The sequence below is a fragment of the Pseudomonas sp. SJZ078 genome (assembly GCF_007828255.1).
Lineage (GTDB): Bacteria > Pseudomonadota > Gammaproteobacteria > Pseudomonadales > Pseudomonadaceae > Aquipseudomonas.
The window spans coordinates 1-20,191 of the sequence record NZ_VIUG01000010.1 but is presented as its reverse complement, the minus strand read 5'-3'; the positions used below and the strand labels follow the sequence as shown (position 1 = coordinate 20,191).

Annotated in this window: 17 protein-coding genes, 2 rRNA genes and 2 pseudogenes; 8 read left to right on the top strand and 13 right to left on the bottom strand. The window is 60.7% G+C overall.

The window, feature by feature from the left end; genetic code table 11:
* Positions 1-22: 22 nt before the first annotated feature.
* On the bottom strand, positions 23-634 hold the full coding sequence (locus FBY02_RS11650) for a glutathione S-transferase (protein ID WP_144927510.1): 612 nt from the start codon (positions 632-634) through the stop codon (positions 23-25).
* 134 nt (positions 635-768) lie between these two features.
* Between FBY02_RS11650 and ggt the strand changes: the two genes are divergently transcribed.
* Entirely contained in the window at positions 769-2,607 is a 1,839-nt protein-coding gene (gene ggt / locus FBY02_RS11645) for a gamma-glutamyltransferase (RefSeq protein WP_256667313.1), read from the top strand.
* A gap of 17 nt (positions 2,608-2,624) precedes the next feature.
* On the opposite strand, the gene FBY02_RS11640 is transcribed toward ggt, so the two are convergent.
* From FBY02_RS11640 to FBY02_RS28740, 4 genes and pseudogenes are all read right to left on the bottom strand, one after another.
* Positions 2,625-2,843, bottom strand: a complete 219-nt coding sequence (locus FBY02_RS11640) for a helix-turn-helix transcriptional regulator (RefSeq protein ID WP_144927507.1) — start codon at positions 2,841-2,843, stop codon at positions 2,625-2,627.
* A 7-nt stretch (positions 2,844-2,850) separates the two neighbouring features.
* Positions 2,851-3,405 carry a DUF2975 domain-containing protein gene (locus FBY02_RS11635; protein ID WP_055128162.1) on the bottom strand — a complete coding sequence of 185 codons (555 nt, stop codon included), beginning with the start codon at positions 3,403-3,405 and terminating at the stop codon, positions 2,851-2,853.
* 92 nt (positions 3,406-3,497) lie between these two features.
* Positions 3,498-3,929 (bottom strand): annotated as a pseudogene (locus FBY02_RS28745) (methyl-accepting chemotaxis protein); the annotation flags it as partial.
* A gap of 108 nt (positions 3,930-4,037) precedes the next feature.
* A pseudogene (locus FBY02_RS28740) lies at positions 4,038-4,724 on the bottom strand (PAS domain-containing protein); the annotation flags it as partial.
* Between the two features lie 311 nt (positions 4,725-5,035).
* Between FBY02_RS28740 and FBY02_RS11625 the strand changes: the two are divergent.
* From FBY02_RS11625 to FBY02_RS11615, 3 genes are all read left to right on the top strand, one after another.
* On the top strand, positions 5,036-6,454 hold the full coding sequence (locus FBY02_RS11625; RefSeq protein WP_144927501.1) for a short-chain fatty acid transporter: 1,419 nt from the start codon (positions 5,036-5,038) through the stop codon (positions 6,452-6,454).
* A 111-nt stretch (positions 6,455-6,565) separates the two neighbouring features.
* Entirely contained in the window at positions 6,566-7,726 is a 1,161-nt protein-coding gene (locus tag FBY02_RS11620) for a hypothetical protein (RefSeq protein ID WP_144927498.1), read from the top strand.
* 207 nt (positions 7,727-7,933) lie between these two features.
* Positions 7,934-8,461: a hypothetical protein gene (locus FBY02_RS11615; protein WP_047701425.1), complete on the top strand. Its 528-nt coding sequence runs from the start codon at positions 7,934-7,936 to the stop codon at positions 8,459-8,461.
* A gap of 11 nt (positions 8,462-8,472) precedes the next feature.
* Here FBY02_RS11615 and can read toward each other — a convergent pair whose 3' ends face one another.
* Entirely contained in the window at positions 8,473-9,117 is a 645-nt protein-coding gene (gene can, locus FBY02_RS11610) for a carbonate dehydratase (protein WP_041023284.1), read from the bottom strand.
* Between the two features lie 131 nt (positions 9,118-9,248).
* Between can and FBY02_RS11605 the strand changes: the two genes are divergently transcribed.
* On the top strand, positions 9,249-9,653 hold the full coding sequence (locus tag FBY02_RS11605; protein WP_047701426.1) for a hypothetical protein: 405 nt from the start codon (positions 9,249-9,251) through the stop codon (positions 9,651-9,653).
* Positions 9,654-9,778: 125 nt separating this feature from the next.
* Here the strand turns inward: FBY02_RS11605 and rimI are convergent, their stop codons facing one another.
* Together rimI and FBY02_RS11590 are read right to left on the bottom strand one after the other, a co-directional pair.
* Positions 9,779-10,231 (bottom strand): ribosomal protein S18-alanine N-acetyltransferase, encoded by a 453-nt coding sequence (gene rimI / locus FBY02_RS11595; RefSeq protein WP_144927495.1) that lies wholly within the window; start codon positions 10,229-10,231, stop codon positions 9,779-9,781.
* Positions 10,224-11,009 carry an energy transducer TonB gene (locus FBY02_RS11590; protein ID WP_144927493.1) on the bottom strand — a complete coding sequence of 262 codons (786 nt, stop codon included), beginning with the start codon at positions 11,007-11,009 and terminating at the stop codon, positions 10,224-10,226. Before FBY02_RS11590 ends, rimI begins: the two co-directional genes overlap by 8 nt.
* 180 nt (positions 11,010-11,189) lie before the next feature.
* On the opposite strand from FBY02_RS11590, the gene mksB reads away from it, so the two are divergent.
* From mksB to mksF, 3 genes are read left to right on the top strand one after another with little or no spacing between them, the layout of a single operon-like run.
* Positions 11,190-12,467 (top strand): Mks condensin complex protein MksB, encoded by a 1,278-nt coding sequence (gene mksB / locus FBY02_RS11585; protein ID WP_144927490.1) that lies wholly within the window; start codon positions 11,190-11,192, stop codon positions 12,465-12,467.
* Positions 12,457-13,158 (top strand): Mks condensin complex protein MksE, encoded by a 702-nt coding sequence (mksE, locus tag FBY02_RS11580; RefSeq protein WP_024778194.1) that lies wholly within the window; start codon positions 12,457-12,459, stop codon positions 13,156-13,158. The genes mksB and mksE overlap by 11 nt, the downstream gene beginning before the upstream one ends.
* Positions 13,155-15,995: an Mks condensin complex protein MksF gene (mksF, locus tag FBY02_RS11575; RefSeq protein WP_144927487.1), complete on the top strand. Its 2,841-nt coding sequence runs from the start codon at positions 13,155-13,157 to the stop codon at positions 15,993-15,995. The genes mksE and mksF overlap by 4 nt, the downstream gene beginning before the upstream one ends.
* Positions 15,996-16,116: 121 nt before the next feature.
* On the opposite strand, the gene FBY02_RS11570 is transcribed toward mksF, so the two are convergent.
* The 5 genes from FBY02_RS11570 to FBY02_RS11550 form a co-directional block, all read right to left on the bottom strand.
* Positions 16,117-18,420, bottom strand: a complete 2,304-nt coding sequence (locus FBY02_RS11570) for a PqiB family protein (protein ID WP_144927484.1) — start codon at positions 18,418-18,420, stop codon at positions 16,117-16,119.
* Complete coding sequence (locus tag FBY02_RS11565) at positions 18,413-19,036, bottom strand: paraquat-inducible protein A (protein WP_144927480.1); 624 nt, start codon at positions 19,034-19,036, stop codon at positions 18,413-18,415. The genes FBY02_RS11570 and FBY02_RS11565 overlap by 8 nt, the downstream gene beginning before the upstream one ends.
* The gene (locus tag FBY02_RS11560) at positions 19,023-19,682 is read right to left on the bottom strand and encodes a paraquat-inducible protein A (RefSeq protein ID WP_144927476.1); all 660 of its coding nucleotides are present in this window, start codon (positions 19,680-19,682) and stop codon (positions 19,023-19,025) included. The genes FBY02_RS11565 and FBY02_RS11560 overlap by 14 nt, the downstream gene beginning before the upstream one ends.
* 148 nt (positions 19,683-19,830) lie before the next feature.
* Positions 19,831-19,946 (bottom strand): 5S ribosomal RNA (rrf, locus tag FBY02_RS11555).
* A 171-nt stretch (positions 19,947-20,117) separates the two neighbouring features.
* A 23S ribosomal RNA gene (locus FBY02_RS11550) occupies positions 20,118-20,191 on the bottom strand; the annotation flags it as partial.

Here is a 20,191-nt window from a genome sequence, read left to right as displayed (position 1 = left end):
CTGCAAATACAACGTGCCGTCCTCAAACCTGAGGATATCGCTTGAACCATTCGGTCTCTTCCAACCGTGCCGCATGAGCATGCAACACGGGGAAATCATCTGACCTGACGATATCGGCGATCATCATTTGGATGAAGGACCAGGCGACTGCACTGGTGATGGCGGCCTGATCCGGCCTGCCCTCAACAGTCGGCGGCACACACGCCAGCCGGGCTTCCCATTCGCGACAGGCCGCCAGCAACTGCCCGACCACCCGGTCCAGCCAAGGCTGATGACGTTTTTCCTCAGGGCGTAACTGGCGTTCATAGACAATCTGCACGGCCTTTTCGCAAGCCGCCAGCGCCAATCCCAGCATCTGCAGCGAAGCGACCAAAAGCACTGCCTGTTGTGGCATCAACTTCTTGTCGGTGGGGCTCTGCGCCTCGAAGTAGTCGAGGATCAGCGTCGAGTCCATCAACACGCTACCGTCATCCAGTACCAGACTGGGGGCCTTTACCACCGGGTTGATCGAGCGGAATGCCTCGAACGAACCAAATACCGACAGTGCGACATGCTCGAACGAGACGCCCATCAGATCAAGCGAGATGGCCACGCGGCGAACATAGGGAGAATCCAGCATGCCAATCAGTTTCATCAGGTCATTCCTCCGTGATGCGGATCAATCCTGTTTATGGCGGTACTGCTGAGAAGCGGTCCCGTCGGTTTGCGCCCTGCGTCTCGCATCGCTACAGTCCGACTCTATATTCCATGCCACGGATGGAGCAACACGTGTTTACAGACCTCAAGCCGAACCTTCATCGCCTGTCAGCCGTTTCGTTGCTGGCTATAGCCCTCACCCTCGTAGCCTGTAAGGCTCCATCCTCCTCCACACCCACATTACCCAGCGCACCGGAAATCACCTCCGGTTACCGCGCCGATCTGCAAGTCCGCCACGCCGACAGGCACATGGCCGCCGCCGCCAACCCTTTGGCGGCTGAAGCCGGGCGAGAGATGTTGCGGCGTGGGGGCTCGGCCATCGACGCGGCGATTGCGATGCAAGCGGTGTTGACCTTGGTGGAACCACAGTCTTCCGGCATCGGCGGCGGAGCATTCATCGTGCTCTGGGACGGCAAGGCCGTGCGTACTTACGATGGCCGCGAAACGGCACCGGCCGGTGCTACCGAACGACTTTTCCTGCAGGCCGATGGGAAACCCATGCCGTTTACCGCCGCACAGATCGGCGGCCGTTCGGTCGGCACACCGGGTGTGTTACGCGCGCTGGAACTGGCTCACCAAAAATACGGGCGCTTGAAATGGGCAACGCTGTTCGAACCGGCCATCAAGCTGGCGGAACAAGGCTTTCCGATCTCGCCTCGGTTGCACTCGATCATCGCCGGCGACCCGTCTCTGCCAGGCTCGCCGGACATGGCCGCTTACTTCCTGAATACCGATGGCAGCCCGAAAGCCGTCGGCACGCGGCTGAAGAATCCCGCATTAGCCGGTGTGCTCAAACGCATCGCCAATGAAGGTCCCGATGCGTTGTACGAAGGACCGGTGGCCCGGGAAATCGTCGCCAAGGTGCAAGGCCACGCCAACCCCGGCAGCCTTTCGCTGAACGACCTGAAAGGCTACGCCGCCCGGGAGCGTGCGCCGCTGTGTACCGACTACAAGCGCTGGCAGGTCTGCGGCATGGCCCCGCCCTCTTCCGGCGGGATCGCCCTAGCGCAGATTCTCGGGACCTTGCAGGCTTTGGAACGGCGCGACAGCCACACCGCCCTCGCCCCCATTAAACCCATCAAGAGCGACAAACCCGCCGGCTTCGAGCCTGCGCCCGAAGCCGTGCATTTGATCGCCGAAGCCGAACGCCTGGCCTACGCCGACCGTGCCCAGTATGTCGCCGATTCGGACTTCGTGCCTGTACCGGTCAAGGGCCTGGTCGACGCCGGGTACCTGGCCAGCCGCGCCAACCTGATCGGCCCGCGCAGCATGGGCGTCGCCAAGCCCGGTACGCCACCGGGCATCCAGGTGGCCTACGCCCCGGACCGTTCGCCACTGCGTATCTCCACCTCGCAAGTGGTGGCGGTGGACGACCAGGGCGGCGCCGTGTCCATGACCACCACAGTGGAATCGGCATTCGGCTCACATCTGATGGTCCAGGGTTTCATGCTCAACAACCAGATGACCGACTTCTCGTTCATCCCGGAAGAGAATGGACAAAAAGTCGCCAACCGTGTCGAACCCGGCAAGCGTCCACGCTCATCCATGGCACCAACGCTGATTTTCGACCGTCAGAACGGTGAACTGCTGGCCGCTGTCGGCTCGCCGGGAGGGTCGCAGATCATCGAATACGTAGCCAAATCGGTCATAGGCCTGTTGGACTGGAACCTGGACCCACAAACCGCCATCAACCTGCCCAACTTCGGCAGTCGCAATGGCCCCACTGAGCTGGAACAGGGGCAATTCAGCCCTGCGTTGATCCAGGCGCTGAAAGATAAAGGCCATACGGTGAGCGAAATCGACATGACCAGCGGCACCCAGGCCATCGTCCGGGTGCGCGATACGCAAGGAAAGACATCACTCGCCGGGGGGGCGGACCCTCGACGTGAAGGTGAAGCGCTGGGAGATTGAGCGGATACCTGATTCGCTCATGACTGTTCGTTCTCAGGTTGATAAACCAGCAGATCGGCGGGCTGACATTGCAGGTAACTGCAGATGGCCTCGAGCGTCGCCAGGCGTATGCCCTTGACCTTTCCCTGCTTCAACAGGGAGAGGTTGGCCTCCGTGATGCCTATGGCGGCGGCCAAATCTTTGGATTTGACCTTGCGCGTCGCCAGCATCACATCCAGTTGAATAACGATAGGCATAGGGTTCTCAAACGAAAGTTCTGTTTTCTGAGTCGACTTCACTGGCCTGGGACAATATCCGGGCAATGATTGCGATACAGGCGGCCAGGAACAAGGCGACGAAGGACGGGGCGGTGATGCTGATGGTCAGCAATCGCTCGCCGACCGGCGCGTTGATCGTGACCAGCAGGCTGAGAAACGGTTCGCACAGGAAATCCAGCAGCACCCACAGCGCTACTGCGCGCCCCGCATTTCCCAAGTAAACCGCTGCTTCACTGGAAAAATACTGCCCCTGGGCATAGCGCCTGAAAAGCTGCCGCAGGTTGACCAGCCCGGCCGCCAGCGCCAGCAGAGGCACGCTGGACAAAAGGATCCCGCCAAGACGTTGCCAGCCCGTCAGCGCCGTCGCCCCACCGGGCAGACTGGACAGTTGCCGCTCGGTCAGGGAAAAGCCCAGGCCGTATTTTGATGCGATATCAGGAAACAGCCAGGCAGCCGCATTGACGGCCATCATCGCGACAATGAAAACAAGCGTGACGGCAGCCATGCGCTGGCTGTACAGGGCGAGACGATTCGAACACATGTCAGGGCTCCAATAGAGTACGAGAGCGCCAAACATAGCCACGAAATTATCGCAGAACAATAATTAATATGTAAAAAACAATAACCCCGGCATCAAGTCGATAACTGATTGGCGAACTGGCTCACGGCGTCGACCACTTTCTTCGCCCCATCCTGAATCTCGACGATCACCGTCCCCGCCTCGGCAGCCAGGGCAAGGCCTTGTTCGGCCTGGTGTTGACCATCCGTCATCAACGACACGGCATTGCGTGCCATGTCCTGGTTCTGGCGGACCACGCCGACGATTTCATCGGTGGCCTGGCTGGTACGCGACGCCAGTTGCCGCACTTCATCGGCCACTACCGCAAAGCCTCGACCCTGTTCGCCGGCACGAGCGGCTTCGATGGCCGCGTTGAGCGCCAGCAGGTTGGTCTGTTCGGCGATGCCGCTGATGGTCTTGACGATGGTGCCGATCACCAGGGATTGCTCGTTCAACGCTTCGATGCCCTCGCCTGCGGTCTGCATGTGCCGGGCCAGGTCACGCATCACGTCTACGGCCTGGGTCACTACAGTGGTACCGCGCTGAGCGCTGTCGTCGGTTTGCAACGAAGTGCTGTAGGCGATGCTGGCGGCCTCGGCGACGGCCTTTTCCTGGTTGACCTGGTCGGTGATGTTCGTGGCGAACTTGACCACTTTGTACAGTCTATTGTTGGCGTCGAGCACCGGGTTGTAGGAAGCCTCCAGCCACACTTCACGACCATTGCTGTCGAGGCGCTTGAAGCGGCCGGCAACGAACTCACCACTGTTCAGGCGCTTCCAGAACTGCTGGTAGGCAGGGCTGTTGTATTCCTCCGGCTCGCAAAAGGTGCGGTGGTGCTTGCCCTTGACCTGCGCCAGGCTGTAGCCCATGGCATTGAGAAAGCGATCATTGGCTGTCAGTACGTGACCGTCCAGGTCAAATTCGATCACGGCCGTTGAGCGTACCAACGCACCAATGAGGTTTTCATGCTCGCGAGAACCTTCGATGGTGCGGGTCAGGTCATTGGAGTACATCGAGAAATAACGGACTCGCCCATCTGCGCCCTTTACAGGCTGAAGAATCGAACGCAACCAGGCTTCCTTGCCGTTGCCCCGCAGCAGGCGCACGGCGCCAGAAAAATGCTCGCCACGGGTCAATGCCGACTTGAAGCGAATCTGGAATTCATTGGACTTCAAGTAGGCCGGCACCAGATCTTCTACAGCCCGACCAAGGAGGTCCTGGCTCTTGTAGTGCATTTCATCGAGAAATTTCTGATTGACCGTCTGCACCCGCCCCTCGGCATCAAGGGTAAGTGCCAGCATTTCGCGGTCCAGGCTTTCCTTTACTTGCATGAGGCTGGAGAGTTCTTGGCGAAGAGCCGTCAGCTCCTGCTTCAAGCGTTGATTGAACATAGGCATGCTCCGGGTGGCAGGAGAATTGACAAGCTGTTCTCATGCCATCGGCCCGGCGACTTTTTTCTAAAGAGTGTCGTTGGTCGGCCTGGGGTTTTGCAGATCGCTCGCGAACCCTGGCCCATCTTTCACGGTCAGTGAGTTGTTCTACCGTTGTCGGGGCCGCGCCGCTCCAGATGCCCGCATCCATAAAATCAACCATAAGAATCGAGGTAATCGCCGTGACCACCGACATCCAAGACAGCCGCTCCGCCCGCTTCGCCTTGCGCTGTTCCAGTTTTGCCGAACGCTGGTTTCCCGACTCCTGGGTCTTTGCCGCGCTGGCAGTGCTGGTGGTCGCGCTGGCGACGCAGTTTATCGGCGCCACGCCCACGGCCGCCGCCATGGCGTTCGGCGACGGCTTCTGGAGCCTGATCCCGTTCACCATGCAAATGGCCTTCGTCGTGATCGGTGGCTACGTGGTGGCCAGCTCGCCACCCGCCGTCAGGCTGATCGACCGCCTGGCACGGATACCGAAGAACGGGCGCTCCGCAGTGGCCTGGGTAGCGCTGATCTCCATGGTTGCCTCATTGCTGAACTGGGGCCTGTCGCTGGTCTTCGGCGGTCTGCTGGTGCGCGCCCTCGCCCGCCGCACCGATCTGAAAATGGACTATCGCGCCGCCGGCGCCGCCGCTTACCTGGGCCTCGGCGCGGTGTGGGCCCTGGGGTTATCGTCGTCGGCCGCGCAATTGCAGGCCAACCCGGCCAGCCTGCCGCCGTCGATCCTGTCGATCACCGGCGTCATTCCCTTCACCCAGACCATTTTCCTCTGGCAGTCCGGCGTGATGTTGCTGGCGCTGATTGTCATTTCGCTGCTGGTGGCCTATGCGACCGCCCCAGGCCCGAACAGCGCCCGGGACGCCGCCGCGTGCGGCGTCGATCCCAGCTTCAGCATGCCGGCCCTGCAGCCGCGCACCCGGCCCGGGGAATGGCTGGAACACAGTCCGCTGCTGACCATCGCGCTGGTGCTGCTGTCGGCCGGCTGGCTGTTCCACGAGTTTTCGACCAAGCCGGCGATCAGTGCGATCTCGGGACTCAACACCTACAACTTTCTGTTCCTGATGCTCGGCGCCTTGCTGCACTGGCGCCCGCGCAGCTTTCTCGACGCCGTGGCCCGCGCGGTACCGACCACCACCGGCGTACTGATCCAGTTCCCGCTGTACGGCTCGATCGCCGCGCTGCTGACCACCGTCAAGGGCAGCGATGCCCAGACACTCGCCCACCATATCTCGACTTTTTTTGTGCAGATCGCTTCCCACGACACCTACGCCCTGTTGATGGGGGTCTACTCGGCGGTCCTGGGGTTCTTCATTCCTTCCGGCGGAGGCAAGTGGATCATCGAGGCCCCCTATGTGATGCAGGTGGCCAATGACCTGGAGTACCACCTGGGTTGGGCCGTACAGATCTACAACGCCGCCGAAGCGTTGCCGAACCTCATCAACCCCTTCTACATGCTGCCGTTGCTGGGTGTGTTAGGACTGAAGGCCAGGGACTTGATCGGCTTTTCCTTCGTGCAACTGCTGGTGCATACCCCATTGGTGCTGGTGCTGTTATGGGCACTGGGGACGACATTGGCTTATTTTCCGCCGGTGATGCCATAAAGCCATAAAAAAGGGCCGATATTTCCATCGGCCCACTTTTTCTTCGGCTCGGTCTGTTTCAGTATGGGGGCGCCCTGTTCGAAGGGCCCAAACGCTGAAAAGGATCTGAGCATGTCTAAACTCGCAGTATTTCCCCTTGCCGCCCTGGCCTTGAGTGCCACCGTCCACGCCACCGACATCGATGTACAACTTGGCAGTACCGAACGCGTCACCCGCCTCTTCGCTTACCCCAACAACTGCAATGTCATCTGCTTCCGCAACTGGACGCTGGAACAGACCGTCGAACATTACCTCACCCAAAGCGTTCAACGTGATGGCTACGGCAACGCCAAGGTCAGCGTCAAACGCGACAACGGCAAAATCTACGCCCATATCAGCGGCGTGCCGAAAGCCTACGGCCAACCACTGAGCAAGCTGCTCGATGCCGGTGACCTGGCGTACAAGGGCGCCACGAAGCTCAACGACGACAAGAAATGGGCTTACAACTGGTATCTGTTCCTGCCATTGGGCATGGCCCTGGAAAACCGCAAGAGTGTCGAACTGCTGCACTTCCCGCCGGATTACTCCCTGACCCAGGCCCAGGACTACCTGGAGTCCGCCACCACTGATCGCTGGGCCACCCTGCTGACGGCCAACGGCATTGCCGCCGACCAGACGCCGGCCTACCAGACCATCATCGACATCGCCCCCATCGCCGCGCCGTCCACTGCCGGCGCGACGCTGGAGGGTGTCTACGATTACTTCAACGACTACCAGACCACCATGGTCAAGCAAGTCAGCCAGAGTGCTGGCGGAACCGCGCTGCCGATGGTGGCCTTTGGCGCCCCCGTGCGGAACTGGATCAAGAGCCAATATGGCCAGACCGTGGCGGTGCTCGGCCTGGCGACCATTTCTCCCGCTACCGGCGTCAAGGTCCCGGTCCTGGGTTCCAACCACCCAAGCTACATCTGGTACGCCGCCGATCCGGAAAGCTACGGCGGCGACGAAGCCAAGGCGGACGCGGCAGGCCTGAAAGTCATGGGCCAGGACCTGAGCGCAGCCTGCTGGCAAGCCGGTATGGGCAGCAAGCCGAGCAGCGATCCAACCACTCAATTGAACCAGTGCACGCAGACCTGGCAGGTCACGCAAAAGGAGAAAACCTGCGAGTTGTTCTACACCTCGATTCGCAAGCTGTCGCCGGAAGATGCGGCGAAAAAATGCGATACGCCTGCAATCAAGTCGCAACTCCCGCAACTGAAGGTGCCAATGCCGTTGCCATCCGAGCCGGTATGACCCAGAGGCCTTGTGGCGAGGGGACGGACTCCTCGCCATAAGGCCCCGCTCCCGTGTAAGCCCTCGCTCACACGGGAAAGCGCTTTTGGCGCCTGTCAGAGTTGACAGTAGATGCCGCGCCGGACTTGGAGGAAGCTATCCGGGTCACCCACGACCGTTGGCAGGACGCCAACGGCAGCAAGTCGGCCTGTACCGACAAGGACTGTCATGACCATCTTCGTTGCAGATAAAGCCTTTTCGCAGGACCGGGACTGCATATACCCGGAAAAAGCACTCAGCCTCCGCCTGGGTTATCCGTCTGCCCGTGACTTCGAAGTGTTACGCGCTCCCAATGGGCGCGGCAACGCCGTTATCGCCCGGAAAAGGTTCGCCCCCATGGAGCGGATGTGCAGGGTATCGGGGTTGCTGGTGGGCCGGCGACGCCTGCACACCGTACAGATCCTGCCGGATATACACATGTATGACCCGTATTTCGCCGGACTGCTGTTGCATTCCTGCAACCCGAATGTCTTTCTCGACATGAGCGAACTGTGGCTGTGGGCCCTGACGCCCATCCACGCTGGCGACTGCCTGACGATGGATCACGCCAGTACCGAACGGAAACTCTACCGGCAGTTTGCCTGTCGGTGCGGTTCGTCCAATTGTCATGGCTGGATCACCGGCTACGACGAACCGCCCAACGAACAGGGCATGAAGTTCCTGAAGCACTGGCGCCGCCGCTGTCACCGCGACTGACGCCAGTCAGATCAGGGAGCACCCACCGGACGCAAGCGATACTGCGGCGGCAATTGCTCGAAACCGCTGATTGTGGTGTCCAGGCTTTTCCAACGCCCGTCCTTGATGCCATAGATGCAACCGTGGATCGACAACTTCTGTCCGCGATGCCAGGCGTTCTGCACGATGCTGGTATGGCCGACGTTGGCCACCTGCTGGATCACGTTGAGTTCGCACAGGCGGTCCACGCGTTCTTCTTCGGTCGGCAGTTGGGCCAACGCTTCGCGATGCTCGTAATACAGGTCGCGAATGGAACGCAGCCAGCCATCGATCAGGCCCAGCTGGCGATCCTGCATCGAGGCCCGCACGCCGCCACAACCGTAATGGCCGGTAACCAGGATGTGTTTCACCTTGAGCACGTCTACCGCGTACTGGATCACCGACAGGCAGTTGAGGTCGGTGTGCAGCACCACGTTGGCCACGTTGCGGTGCACGAACAGATCGCCCGGCAGCATGCCGACGATTTCGTTGGCCGGCACCCGCGCATCGGAGCAGCCGATCCACAGGTATTCAGGGGTTTGCTGACGAGCCAGCTTGGCGAAGAAGTCAGGATCCTCCTGCTTGATCGCATCGGCCCAGCGCGCGTTGTTATCAATCAGATCTTGTAGTTCGTTCATGCTGTCTTGCCCTCGAGAACAGTGCGCAACTTTGACATCGGCGCGGCTGTCGAGGTCACTTCGATAATGCCGTTGGAATTCTCGACACGGCTACCGGTCCATCCAGTAAGGCCCAAACCAGGAGAATTGCCATGAATGATTCACGACGTCCTTTCGATGCGGCGCAACCGGAGCCCATCGATGACAACGAAGACCGCATGGGTTCGATGCATGAACTGGAATTCGATGAAGATGAGCCCAGCGCGAAAATCGGTGACGAGCTGCCGGAGGACGAACGCGAACACTTGATGCCCCGTGAACGCGTCCGCGAAGCCGGCATGACCGGCGCCTCGACGGATGATCATCAACCGACCGACGATGACATGAGCCCCGAGACACTGATCCGTGAAGACGGCGCCCGGGATGCCCACGAGGCCGGCGACGACGAGCAGGCCGACTGGGACCTGAGCGTGGTGGATGAAAATGACATTGGCGGTGGCGATGGACTGGACGAGGCCGAGATGGCGGATATTGACCCGCTGGATGGCAAACGGTAAACATCCTTCGTGGGAGCGGGCTTGCTCGCGAAAGCGGTATGTCAGTCGGAAGATTTGTTAACTGACACACCGCTTTCGCGAGCAAGCCCGCTCCCACAGAGGGATGCGTCATGCCCGTTGGAACATCAATCCACCAGCGTACAAGCCATGACCACCGCATCTTCACGCCCACCCATCGCCGGATAGTAATCCCGACGCCGGCCGATCTCGTTGAAGCCATAGCGCTCGTACAACCGGAACGCCGTGCGGTTACTGTCGCGCACCTCCAGGAAGCACTCCCGTGCCTCAGCCTTGTACGCAATCGACATGAGATGCTCCAGCAGGCGCAAGCCCAGCCCCCGCCCCTGGTTTTCCGGCTTGACGGTAATGTTGAGCAGGTGTGCCTCGTCAAGAATGATCTGCACTACACCGTGCCCGACTTGCTGTTGGCCTTCGAACATCAGCCAGATCTGGTACTTGCCCAACCCATCGAGAAATATCCCCCGGGTCCAGGGGTGGCTGTAGGCCGCGTATTCGATCTTCAGCACGGCATCGAGGTCCGCCTCGGTCATCGGGCGAAACGAAACAGCATCACTCATTCGATTCTTTCCAGCGCGCCATCAGCCGGCGCATGGCTTGCCAGACTTCAGCCTTGTGCTGTGGCGTTTCCATTAACAGTTCCAGGCCCGGTATTGCCCAGGCCGCTCCCAGCCCTTCGATCTGCAATTCGCGATTGAACGCTTGCGCGTCCGCCTCGCCGGCAAATTTCACCGCAGGCAGGCCGATCAGCCACAGACACGCACAGGGCGCCTCTTCGAGCCGCGCCGCGACAAAGCCCTGGACGAAATCCCGCGCCGCTTCAGGCCCCTGGTCCATCGTTCCACGGGACAACAGCGGCCAGCGCACCGGTTCGCCAACTATTTGCGGACTGTCCGGCAGACCGGCGGCGCGCAACATGTCCTTGAGCAGCAGGTACGCGGGATCGCGGCTCTGGAACGGCTCGCCCGTGGGCAGTTCCACCAGCAACAGGCAGCGTCCGGCCCGTAGCAATTGCAGGGCGAAACGCGGTGGCGGGACCGGGGCTACCCTGGCCGGAGCCGGCGCCTCTTGCGCGTCCTCCACAGGTTTGACAGCCGTGCGGGGCGAGGACGGGCTCGGCCGTGGAACCTCGATTTTCGGCCGTTCGGCCACAGGTGCCGCCGGCTCGGCCACGGTCCGGGCCGCAGGCGCCGCCGCAACCGGCGCGAGCTCTGCCGGCTCGGGCATTTCCAGCAGTTCGGGCCGCGAAGGAGCGGCGAACGGCAATTCGGTGCGCGGCAGCCAATTGACCACCTGCATGGCAGTCAGATAGGCGCGGCGACGGGACTCGATAAGCAAGGGTCGGCCACTTGTGGGTAACTGAAAGTGGGAGGGATTCTACCGCCCTTCGCCGCGGATCGCTTCCCTGTTGAGTCATTAGTTAGGCAATACAGACGACAGTCCGTCTCGGGGGTGAATCGCAACGGGCCCGATGCAGTACAATCGCCCCTTTTAATTGCCAACCCGACGGCCATTGCGATGATCGAACCCAAGCGCGTCTTGCGCGCCCTCGCTGAACACTGGGCATTGCTGGAACCTTTGTGCGAGCACTTCGACCAGGGCACCCTGAGCCTCAACGAATTGCGTTCACAACTGGCCGCCCAACAGCTGGACAGCACGCCCCAGGACATCACCAACCTGCTGGACGTGTGGATCCGCCTGGACATCCTCGTGCCGGTGGCGAAAAGCCCGAACCGTTTCGAGCTGAACGCCCAGATCCATGACTTCCTCGCCTACCTGCGTCGCGAACACCGCCTGGGCCTGTGCCTGGAAATCGAAGCCTACCTGCGCCACCTCGAACGCTTGGCCGGTTATATACAGGACGCCTTCGACATTCGCGACGGCAACGACCTGGCCCGCCAGTTGCGCCTGCTGGACATGCGCGTGCGCGACGTCCTCAAGAAACTCGCCAACGACGAGCAGGCCCTGGTGGCCGTGGCCGAACGGGCCAAGACCAGCGACCGGCAGATCCCACTACGCCAGCGTTACGCTGAAGTGTTGGCGACCTGGGACGAGTACGTCGAACCGATGATCCAGTTGGTGAACGCCGACGGTGCGTTCGAGCAAGGTGTGCGCAAGGTCGAGAATGTGCTGTTGCGCATGCTCACCGAACAGCAACGACTCGGTCACCTGGTGGACGATGACATGCTGCTGCGCACCCACGCACGCATTCTCGAGATGCAGACCAGCGCCCAGTTGACCTTGCGCCATGCCCGCGAGCTGCTGCTGCCATTGCGCGAAGAAGCCCGCCGCCACAACGCCGTGACCCGTGGCGCCGCACTGGCCCTGGCCGCCATCCGCCGCAAAGGCATCGACGCCGTGCCGCAAGCCGCCATGCCGCTGTTCACCCGGCCGCAGAGCACTTTCCTTGGCAGTGCCAGCCAGGTCGAAGCCTATGTCTATGCCCTGGCCCGCTTCGAGCCGAAACCGGCGCGGTTCCCCAAATCCCACAAGACCCACAAGGGTGGCGATGCCCCACGGGCACCACGTACCGTGCGCGAGATGGTCGAGCGTTGCGAAGACGCCCTGCCGATGCCTGACCTGATGACCTGGCTGCTGGAACAGGAGCCGGACGGCGCCACCGACGAATTGCTGTACTGGTTCTCGCGCCTGTCGCGGGAAAAACGCTTCAAGCGCGAGCGCCTGGAGCGCCGCGACTACCACACTCACGAGCATCAGGTCAGCCTGCGCTCCTTCGCCCTGCTCTCGGCCCACGACGCTGCCGAGGATTCTGCGAGCATCCCCCATGCATCTTGATCTATCCGAACTGTCCCAGCTGGCGCCGATCTTCCGCGAGCTGTTCAAGGGTTACCACGTCAGCCGCCGCGACCCGGAGTTGTACGCGCAACTGTCGAATTTCCAGGACCAATACCGCACGCTGTTCAAGGCCCTGGGCTTCGAACTGGTGTGCGATACCCGTGGTTTCTACTACTTCGTGCCGGACCTGGCTGCCGCCGCGGTGAACAAGACCGCCCAGCGCCTGGCGCTGTTCACCTTCATCCTCGTCGAGCACCTGGCCGACCAGGGCCGCGACCCGATTGCCGTGCTCGACGGTGGCAGCCTGGGCCGCGATGAACTGCCTTCGCTGTTGGAAAAGTACCGCGACCTGTTCATCCAGGCCGAAGTGCAGACCCAGGAAGAGCTGGAAGAAAAAATCATGCGCCGCATGACCCAACTGGGCTTCGCCAGCGAAGACAACGGCGTGTACCGCTTCCTGCCGCCTATGCACCGTTTCCTCGACGTTTGCCTGTCGGTCCAGCAGGACCGCGACCTGGCGGCCAGCGTGCACAGCGTGTTGCCGTTGCCGGCACCGGTACTGATCGACGAAGACAGCGACGAGAAGCTGCTGCAAACCGACGATCCGCTCGACCTGGCGCCGTTTGAAGACGAAAGCGAAGAAGACGCACTGGCCCGCGCCATTGCCGAAGAACAGGAGACCGACGCATGAGCCAGGAACGCTACGGCATCCGCCGCTTTGCCCTTTTGAACACCGCCGGCTACAGCCTGGGCCTGTTCCCGCTGGAGGAGCCGCTGTCGGTATATGGCGCGAACAACCTCGGTAAATCCGCCTCGATCAATGCCTTGCAGTTCCCGATCCTGGCGCGCATGTCCGACATGAGCTTCGGCAAGTACAGCCTGGAACAATCCCGGCGTTTCTACTTCGCGTCGGACACCAGCTACATCCTGGTGGAAGTCGCCCTGCCCCACGGTCCTCATGTGATCGGCGTGGTCGGTCGCGGCCCCGGCGGCGGTTTCGGCCACCAGTTCTTTGCCTACGCCGGCAAACTGGACCTGGCCCACTACCAGAAAAACGACACCTGCCTGCGTCAGAAAGAGCTGTTCACCAACCTGGAGCGAGAAGGCCTCAAGGCTTACGAACTCAAGCCCGATGAACTGCGGCGTCTACTGGTAGGTGGTCATACCTCGATTCCCCTGGACCTGACGCTGATCCCGCTGCGCTCCACCAGCGAGCAAAGCCTCAAGACGTTCCGAGCGCTGTTCATCAATCTGCTGCACATGCGCGAAATCACCGCGGCCAAGCTCAAGCAGCTGTTCCTCGATGCCTTCGAGCACAGCCTGCGTTCCGGCAGCGTGGACTACATCGCCGCGTGCGAAGAAGCCTTCCGCGACGTACGACGTATGGAGCAGGACTACAACTCCCTGGTGGCCGCAGGTCCGTTGGTGGAAGCTCTGGCCAACGGCGTGAAGCAGCGCGATGTCCTGCGCGGCAAACTGCATCGTCTGTCGCCGTTGCTTGACTCATTGCTGGGCACCTGGTCGGACTACGCCGGTGCACGCAAGGAAGAACTGACCATCCAGGCCGAGCACTACCGCAACGAGCAAGACTCATTGCAGAACGACCAGCGCGGCAGCACCCAGGAACTGATGCGCCTGGAGCGGGAAATCACCGGCATCCAGCGCTGGCTCGGCGAACTGTCGGTGCTCAAGCATCGCTTCGCCCTGGTGGATGACGTCAAGGTCCTGGAGCAGCAACTGCTCGCTGCCAAGGACGCCCACGACGAACTGGCCGGCGCCCTGGCCCAGTCCCGGCAGTTCAGCGCCGAAGACCTGGAAGAGCGTCTGCGGGATCTGGAAAAACGCCTGAAATCGGTCAAGCAGCAACTCGATCACGCCGACAACAACAGCTACGCCCGCCTGCGGGAAGAATTTTCCCAGCAGGACGTCGAGCGCCTGATGCGCCTGTTCAACAGCGCCCTGTTCAGCCTGCCACTGGGCGAGCATGGCATCGCGCTGGACGAGAACGGCGACTGGGTCAAATCCGTGGAGCTGATCCTCGACGGCTTCAAGGGCGAGCGCTTCGAAGTGCCAGGTCTGTCCATCGACCTGTCCCACATCGAGCCCCCTGCCCTGCAAGCCCTGGCCGACCGCGCCGCGTTGCGGGACCAGAAAGAGCGCCTGGAAAAAGAACTCAAGCAGCTCAAGACCCAACAGGCCGTGGCGGCCGACCGTGCGGCGAGCAAAACCCAGACCGAAGCGCTGTACCAGCAGGTGCTGGACGCGCAAAAGGCCCTGGAAGACTTCCGTCGCAGCCAGACCCTGAGCGCCGAGGAAGGCGAAAAACTCGAGCAACTGGCACAGATGGAAGCCGCCCAGGACGAACTCAAGCGCTCCAGCGATGCCTTCACCGAGCGCGTCCAGCAACTCTCCGCCAAGTTGCAACTGGTGGGCCGGCAGATCGCCGATATGGAAGCCAAGCAGCGCACTCTCGACGACGCCTTGCGCCGCCGTCAACTGCTGCCGACGGACCTGCCGTTCGGCACGCCGTTCATGGACCCGGTCGATGACTCCATGGACAACCTGTTGCCGCTGCTCAATGACTATCAGGACAGCTGGCAAGGCCTGTTGCGCATCGACGGCCAGATCGAAGCGCTGTACGCCCAGGTGCGCCTCAAGGGCGTGGCCAAGTTCGACAGCGAAGACGACATGGAGCGCCGCCTGCAACTGCTGATCAACGCCTATGCCCACCGTACCGACGAAGCCCTGACGTTGGGCAAGGCTCGCCGTGCGGCGGTGACTGACATCGCCCGGACCCTGCGCAACATTCGCAGCGACTACGACAGCCTCGAGCACCAATTGGCGTTGTTCAACCGCGAGATCAACAAGCGCCAGGTGTCCAACCTGCAGAGCTTCCGCATCGTCCTGGCGCCGAACAAGGAAGCGCTCAAGCACATCGACCAGATCATCCACAGCGCCGGTCAATACGAGGAAGGCGAAACCCTCTCGGTGTTCGACCTCAGCCAGAGCGCCGAGCAGGACAACAAGAACGAAGAAGCCAAGGAATATCTGGCGCGCCTGGTGGCGGCGAACCACAACCAGCTCGGCCTCAAGGACCTGTTCGAACTGGCCTTCGAGATCACCAAGGTCAACGGTCAGCCGGTGATCCATACCGACATCGATGGCGCGGCGTCCAACGGCACCACCATGACCATCAAGGCGCTGACCAACATGTATTTGTTGCTGCACTTAATGGACCGCGAGCAGGCCGGTCGCGTGCGCCTGCCGTACTACCTGGATGAAGCGGCGGACATCGATGAAAAGAACCAGGCGGCGCTGCTGGAAACCAGCCTGCAACTGGGCTTCGTGCCGATCCTGGCGAGTGTGAAGCCGCAGGTCTGTGCCAGTGTCGCTATCGACCTGGAAGGCGGCAGCGGCCCGAGCGGCATCTACATCGACGAAGCGGACTGGAAGTACATCCGCCGCCATGATGCGGTGAAGGCCACGCAGAATGTAGAGGCCGATGAGCCGGAGCTGGACCCGGTGTGAGGTAGGTCCCGGGAAATGAAAAAGGCCGCGATCCATTGGATCGCGGCCTTTTTCATTGGAATGTCTGAAGCACTTGTATCGACTGTCCCGCAGCCATCGCGAGCAGGCACCGCCTGATCCGTTATTTACCCAGCTTGATCTTCGGCGCCCAGGTCAGCCATTCGTCCTCGAACTTTTCGAACAGCGGGAAGGTCTGCTCCGGCCGCGCCGGGCTGCCCATGTTCTCCCCATCCGGTGTCGCGAAAGCGACGCCCCCCTGGATCAACGTCTCCAGCGACTCGGTACGCACCGTCGCGCCCTTGAACAATCCGAAGTCCATATCGAAACCACTGGTGTTCCAGAACCGCGTACCACTGCGTACCAGCGGCGCGTACTTGGGTTCGATCAGGATATGGATCAACACCCGATCCGCCGTCTGACCCAGTTCATAACCGGTGACCTTGCCCACAGTGATCTCGCGGTAGGTCACCGGCACGCCCGTTTTCAACGAACCACGGCGGGCAGCACTGAGCACCAGGCTCAAACCGGCTTCGGGCACGGCGCTCTCCGGTGGGTTGGCAAGAGCCACGAAGCTCTTCTGTGGCCCGAGATTTTTCGTCGCGGGCAGCACTTCGAGGTACTGACCGGTCACCAGCGTTTCCAGGTTCGAGGTCTTGATCAGCCCCAGCTCGGGTTTGACGACCCAGAACTGGCTGCCGACCCGGGCGATGCGCTCCGGCACCTCGGTGATGCGAGCAGTGAGCAGCACCGACTGCAGGTCGGCACTGAGATCGACGTCCTCAATCTTGCCTACGTCCAACCCCTTGTAACGAATCGGCGTTCCGCTGCGCAAGCCGTCGGCACGATCGACCTTGATCGTCACCACGGTACCGTTCTGTTGCGCGGCTTCGCGGTTCTCGAACAGACGGAAGCGGGGTACACGCCGCTTCAACGGCACATTGGGCACCGGCGTTTCGAAGGCGATACCGCCAGCCATCAGACTTTGCAGCGACTCACTCTTGACCTGGATTCCCCCTGTCAGACCTCCTGTGAGGGTGATGCCACTGGCGTTCCAGAACCGCGTCGAGCCGTTGACCAGCCCTTCGTATTCCTTCTCGATGTGCACTCCGACGATCAACTGCTTTTTCTTGCGGGAAAACTGGTAGCTCTGTACCGAGCCGACCTTGACCTGCTTGTAGAGGATCGGGCTGCCGACCTCCAGCGATCCGAGGTTTTCAGTCAACAGGACCAGATGCAGGCCGGGCGAGCGCAAGTCCAGCGGCGGCGCCTTCGCCCTGGCTTCGAATTCACGCTGGGGGGCCGCGCCCTTGTCACCGGGTCGTACGGCAATGTAGTTACCCTTGACCAGCGCTTCCAGGCCGGTGATCCCCGCCAGGGAAATCGACGGCTTGACGACCCAGAATTGAGTACCGGTTACCAGGTAGTCTTCAGCCAGTGGGTCCATGGTCAATTCGGCCGTAGCGCTGGACAGGTCAGGGTCAATCTTGAGGTTCTTCAGGCTGCCGACCTGGATACCTTTGTACATCACTGGCGTACGGCCGGCCTGCAAACCTTCGAAGTCGCTGAGCTTGACCTTCACACGAATGCCGGCAGCAGCGGCGTCAAAGTCTTCGTATAGGCGAAACGGCAGACTGGGGTCCGTGGGCGGACTGTCCTTGCGGCTCTCCGGCGTGGCGAACGCAATACCACCGGCAACGATACTTGCCAGGGATTCGCTGCGGACTTTGACGCCTGAGAGATTGGCATCGATGCTAATCCCGCTGGCATTCCAGAAGCGCGTATGTTTACGCACCAGGCTGGCATAGGTCGGTTCGATGAAGACCTTGATCTCCACCGTGTTCTGATCTTCGGATAGCTGGTAGCTTTTCACCTGCCCGACTTGAAGCTGCTTGTAGAACACCGGGCTGCCCCGATCCAGCGAACCCAACCGGTCAGCCTTGATGGTCAGGTGCAAGCCAGGCTTGGCGTCCGACAGCGGTGGCTCCTGGGCGAGAGCCTTGAACTTGCGGGTGGATTCGCCCTCACCCGGGCTGATCGCTACGTAATTACCCGATACCAGGGTTTCCAGACCGGTGATCCCGGCCAGGCTCACGCTCGGCTTGACCAGCCAGAAACGCGTTCCAGTCTTGAGGTACTGTTCTACGTCCTTGTTCATCTCGACGGTCGCGATCACTCCTTTCGAGCTGCCTTCGTCGTCCAGGGTGAGGGCCTTCACCTTGCCGACCGGCATGCCCTTGTAGACCACCTCGGTCTTGTTGACCTGAATACCTTCGCCGCTCTCGAAGCGCACGCTGATCTCGATCCCGGTCTCGTTATAAGCCCGCCAGCCGAGCCAGCCCCCGATGATCAAGGCAATCAGCGGCAAGACCCAGATGGCCGACCAGTTCGAGGCCGGTCGGGTTTTAGCGGTAGGCAAATCAGTCATGGTCGTTATCCGACTCCGTGTTATCCCAAATCAGTCGGGGATCGAAGGTTACTGCGGCAATCATTGTCAAAATCACTACGCTGGCAAAGGCAATCGCGCCAAGACCGGCTTCGACACTGGCAAGCCGTCCGAAATTCACCACTGCCACCAGAATCGCGATCACGAAAATATCCAGCATCGACCAACGGCCGATGAACTCGATGAAACGGTACATAAGGATGCGTTGCCTCGCAGACATGGGCTGGTGCCGTTGTACGGAAAACAACAACAAGGCAATGCCCACCAGCTTGAAGGTAGGAACCAGGATACTGGCGATGAATACCACGGCGGCAATCGGGATCATGCCGTGCTGCACCAACTCGATGACACCGGCCATGATGGTACTGGGGGCACCGTGACCCAGCGAGTTGATCGTCATGATCGGTAGCATATTGGCCGGGATGTAGAGAATTGCCGCGGTGATCAGCAGCGCCCAGGTGCGCATCAGGCTGTTCGGGCGACGGGGATGAATCCGTGCCCCGCAGCGGGTACAAGCCTGTGCGTCGGCGTCGGCATCCAGCCGATTCAGTTCATGGCATTCGGTACAGATCAGAATGCCTGCATCAATCGCCCGCATGGGCATCCTCTCCTGATAACGCTTGCCAGATCTGATGCGGCGACATCACCACCTCCAACCAGACCTGGACCAGCAACAAACTGATGAAACATACCAACCCCAGGCCCACGCTGATGGCGGCCATGTCTGCCAACTTGACGATGGCCACCAACACGCCCATGAGATAGACCTCAAGCATTCCCCAATCCCGCAGGTGGTGATAAATGCGATACAGCAACAAGCCATAGCTGCGGCCGACGTTCCAGCGAATAGTCAACAATACAGCCAACTGACAAAGCAGCTTGAGCAGTGGTACCCCCATGCTGCAAAGGAAAACCACCACCGCGATGCCCTGCATGCCGCTATCGAACAGACCGAGTACGCCACTCCACACGGTATCCTGGGAGGATTGGCCGAGCAGGTTGAGTTGCATGATGGGTAGAAAGTTGGCGGGCACATACAACAACAGGGCAGCGATGACCAAGGCAAGACTGCGCTCGACAACATTGGGCCGGTGGGCGTAGAGCTCATATCCACAACGGGGGCATTCGGCTTTCTCGCCATGGGACAGTCGAGGCTTGCGCATCAACAGGTCGCACTCATGGCACGCTACCAGTTCGCCTAAAGGCAGTTCTGACAGCCGATGGGGGTCCAACGGGTCGGGCATAAACAACTCGGGCTCAACTGAGGTGGGGCTATTCTAGTGCTCCAGCTCAAAAATAACTGTGCAAATTTATTTCGAGCTTTCGCAGGCTTTTCCTGCGGGCAAAACAAAACCCCTACCTGCATCAGCAGATAGGGGTTTCGGAATTTAATCTTGACGATGACCTACTCTCACATGGGGAAACCCCACACTACCATCGGCGATGCATCGTTTCACTTCTGAGTTCGGGATGGGATCAGGTGGTTCCAACGCTCTATGGTCGTCAAGAAATTCGGTAGCCGGCGCGTGCCTTGCGGTCACGTTCCAGCGAATGGGTATGCGATAGTTTGTGTGTTGCGGATGAGCGCTTCGAACTTTCGGTTCGTTTCGTCTTCACACACCGCAATCTGGTGCCCTGACGCCTTTCGGCTTGGAGCCAGCAAATTGCTTGGGTGTTATATGGTCAAGCCTCACGGGCAATTAGTACAGGTTAGCTCAACGCCTCACAGCGCTTACACACCCTGCCTATCAAC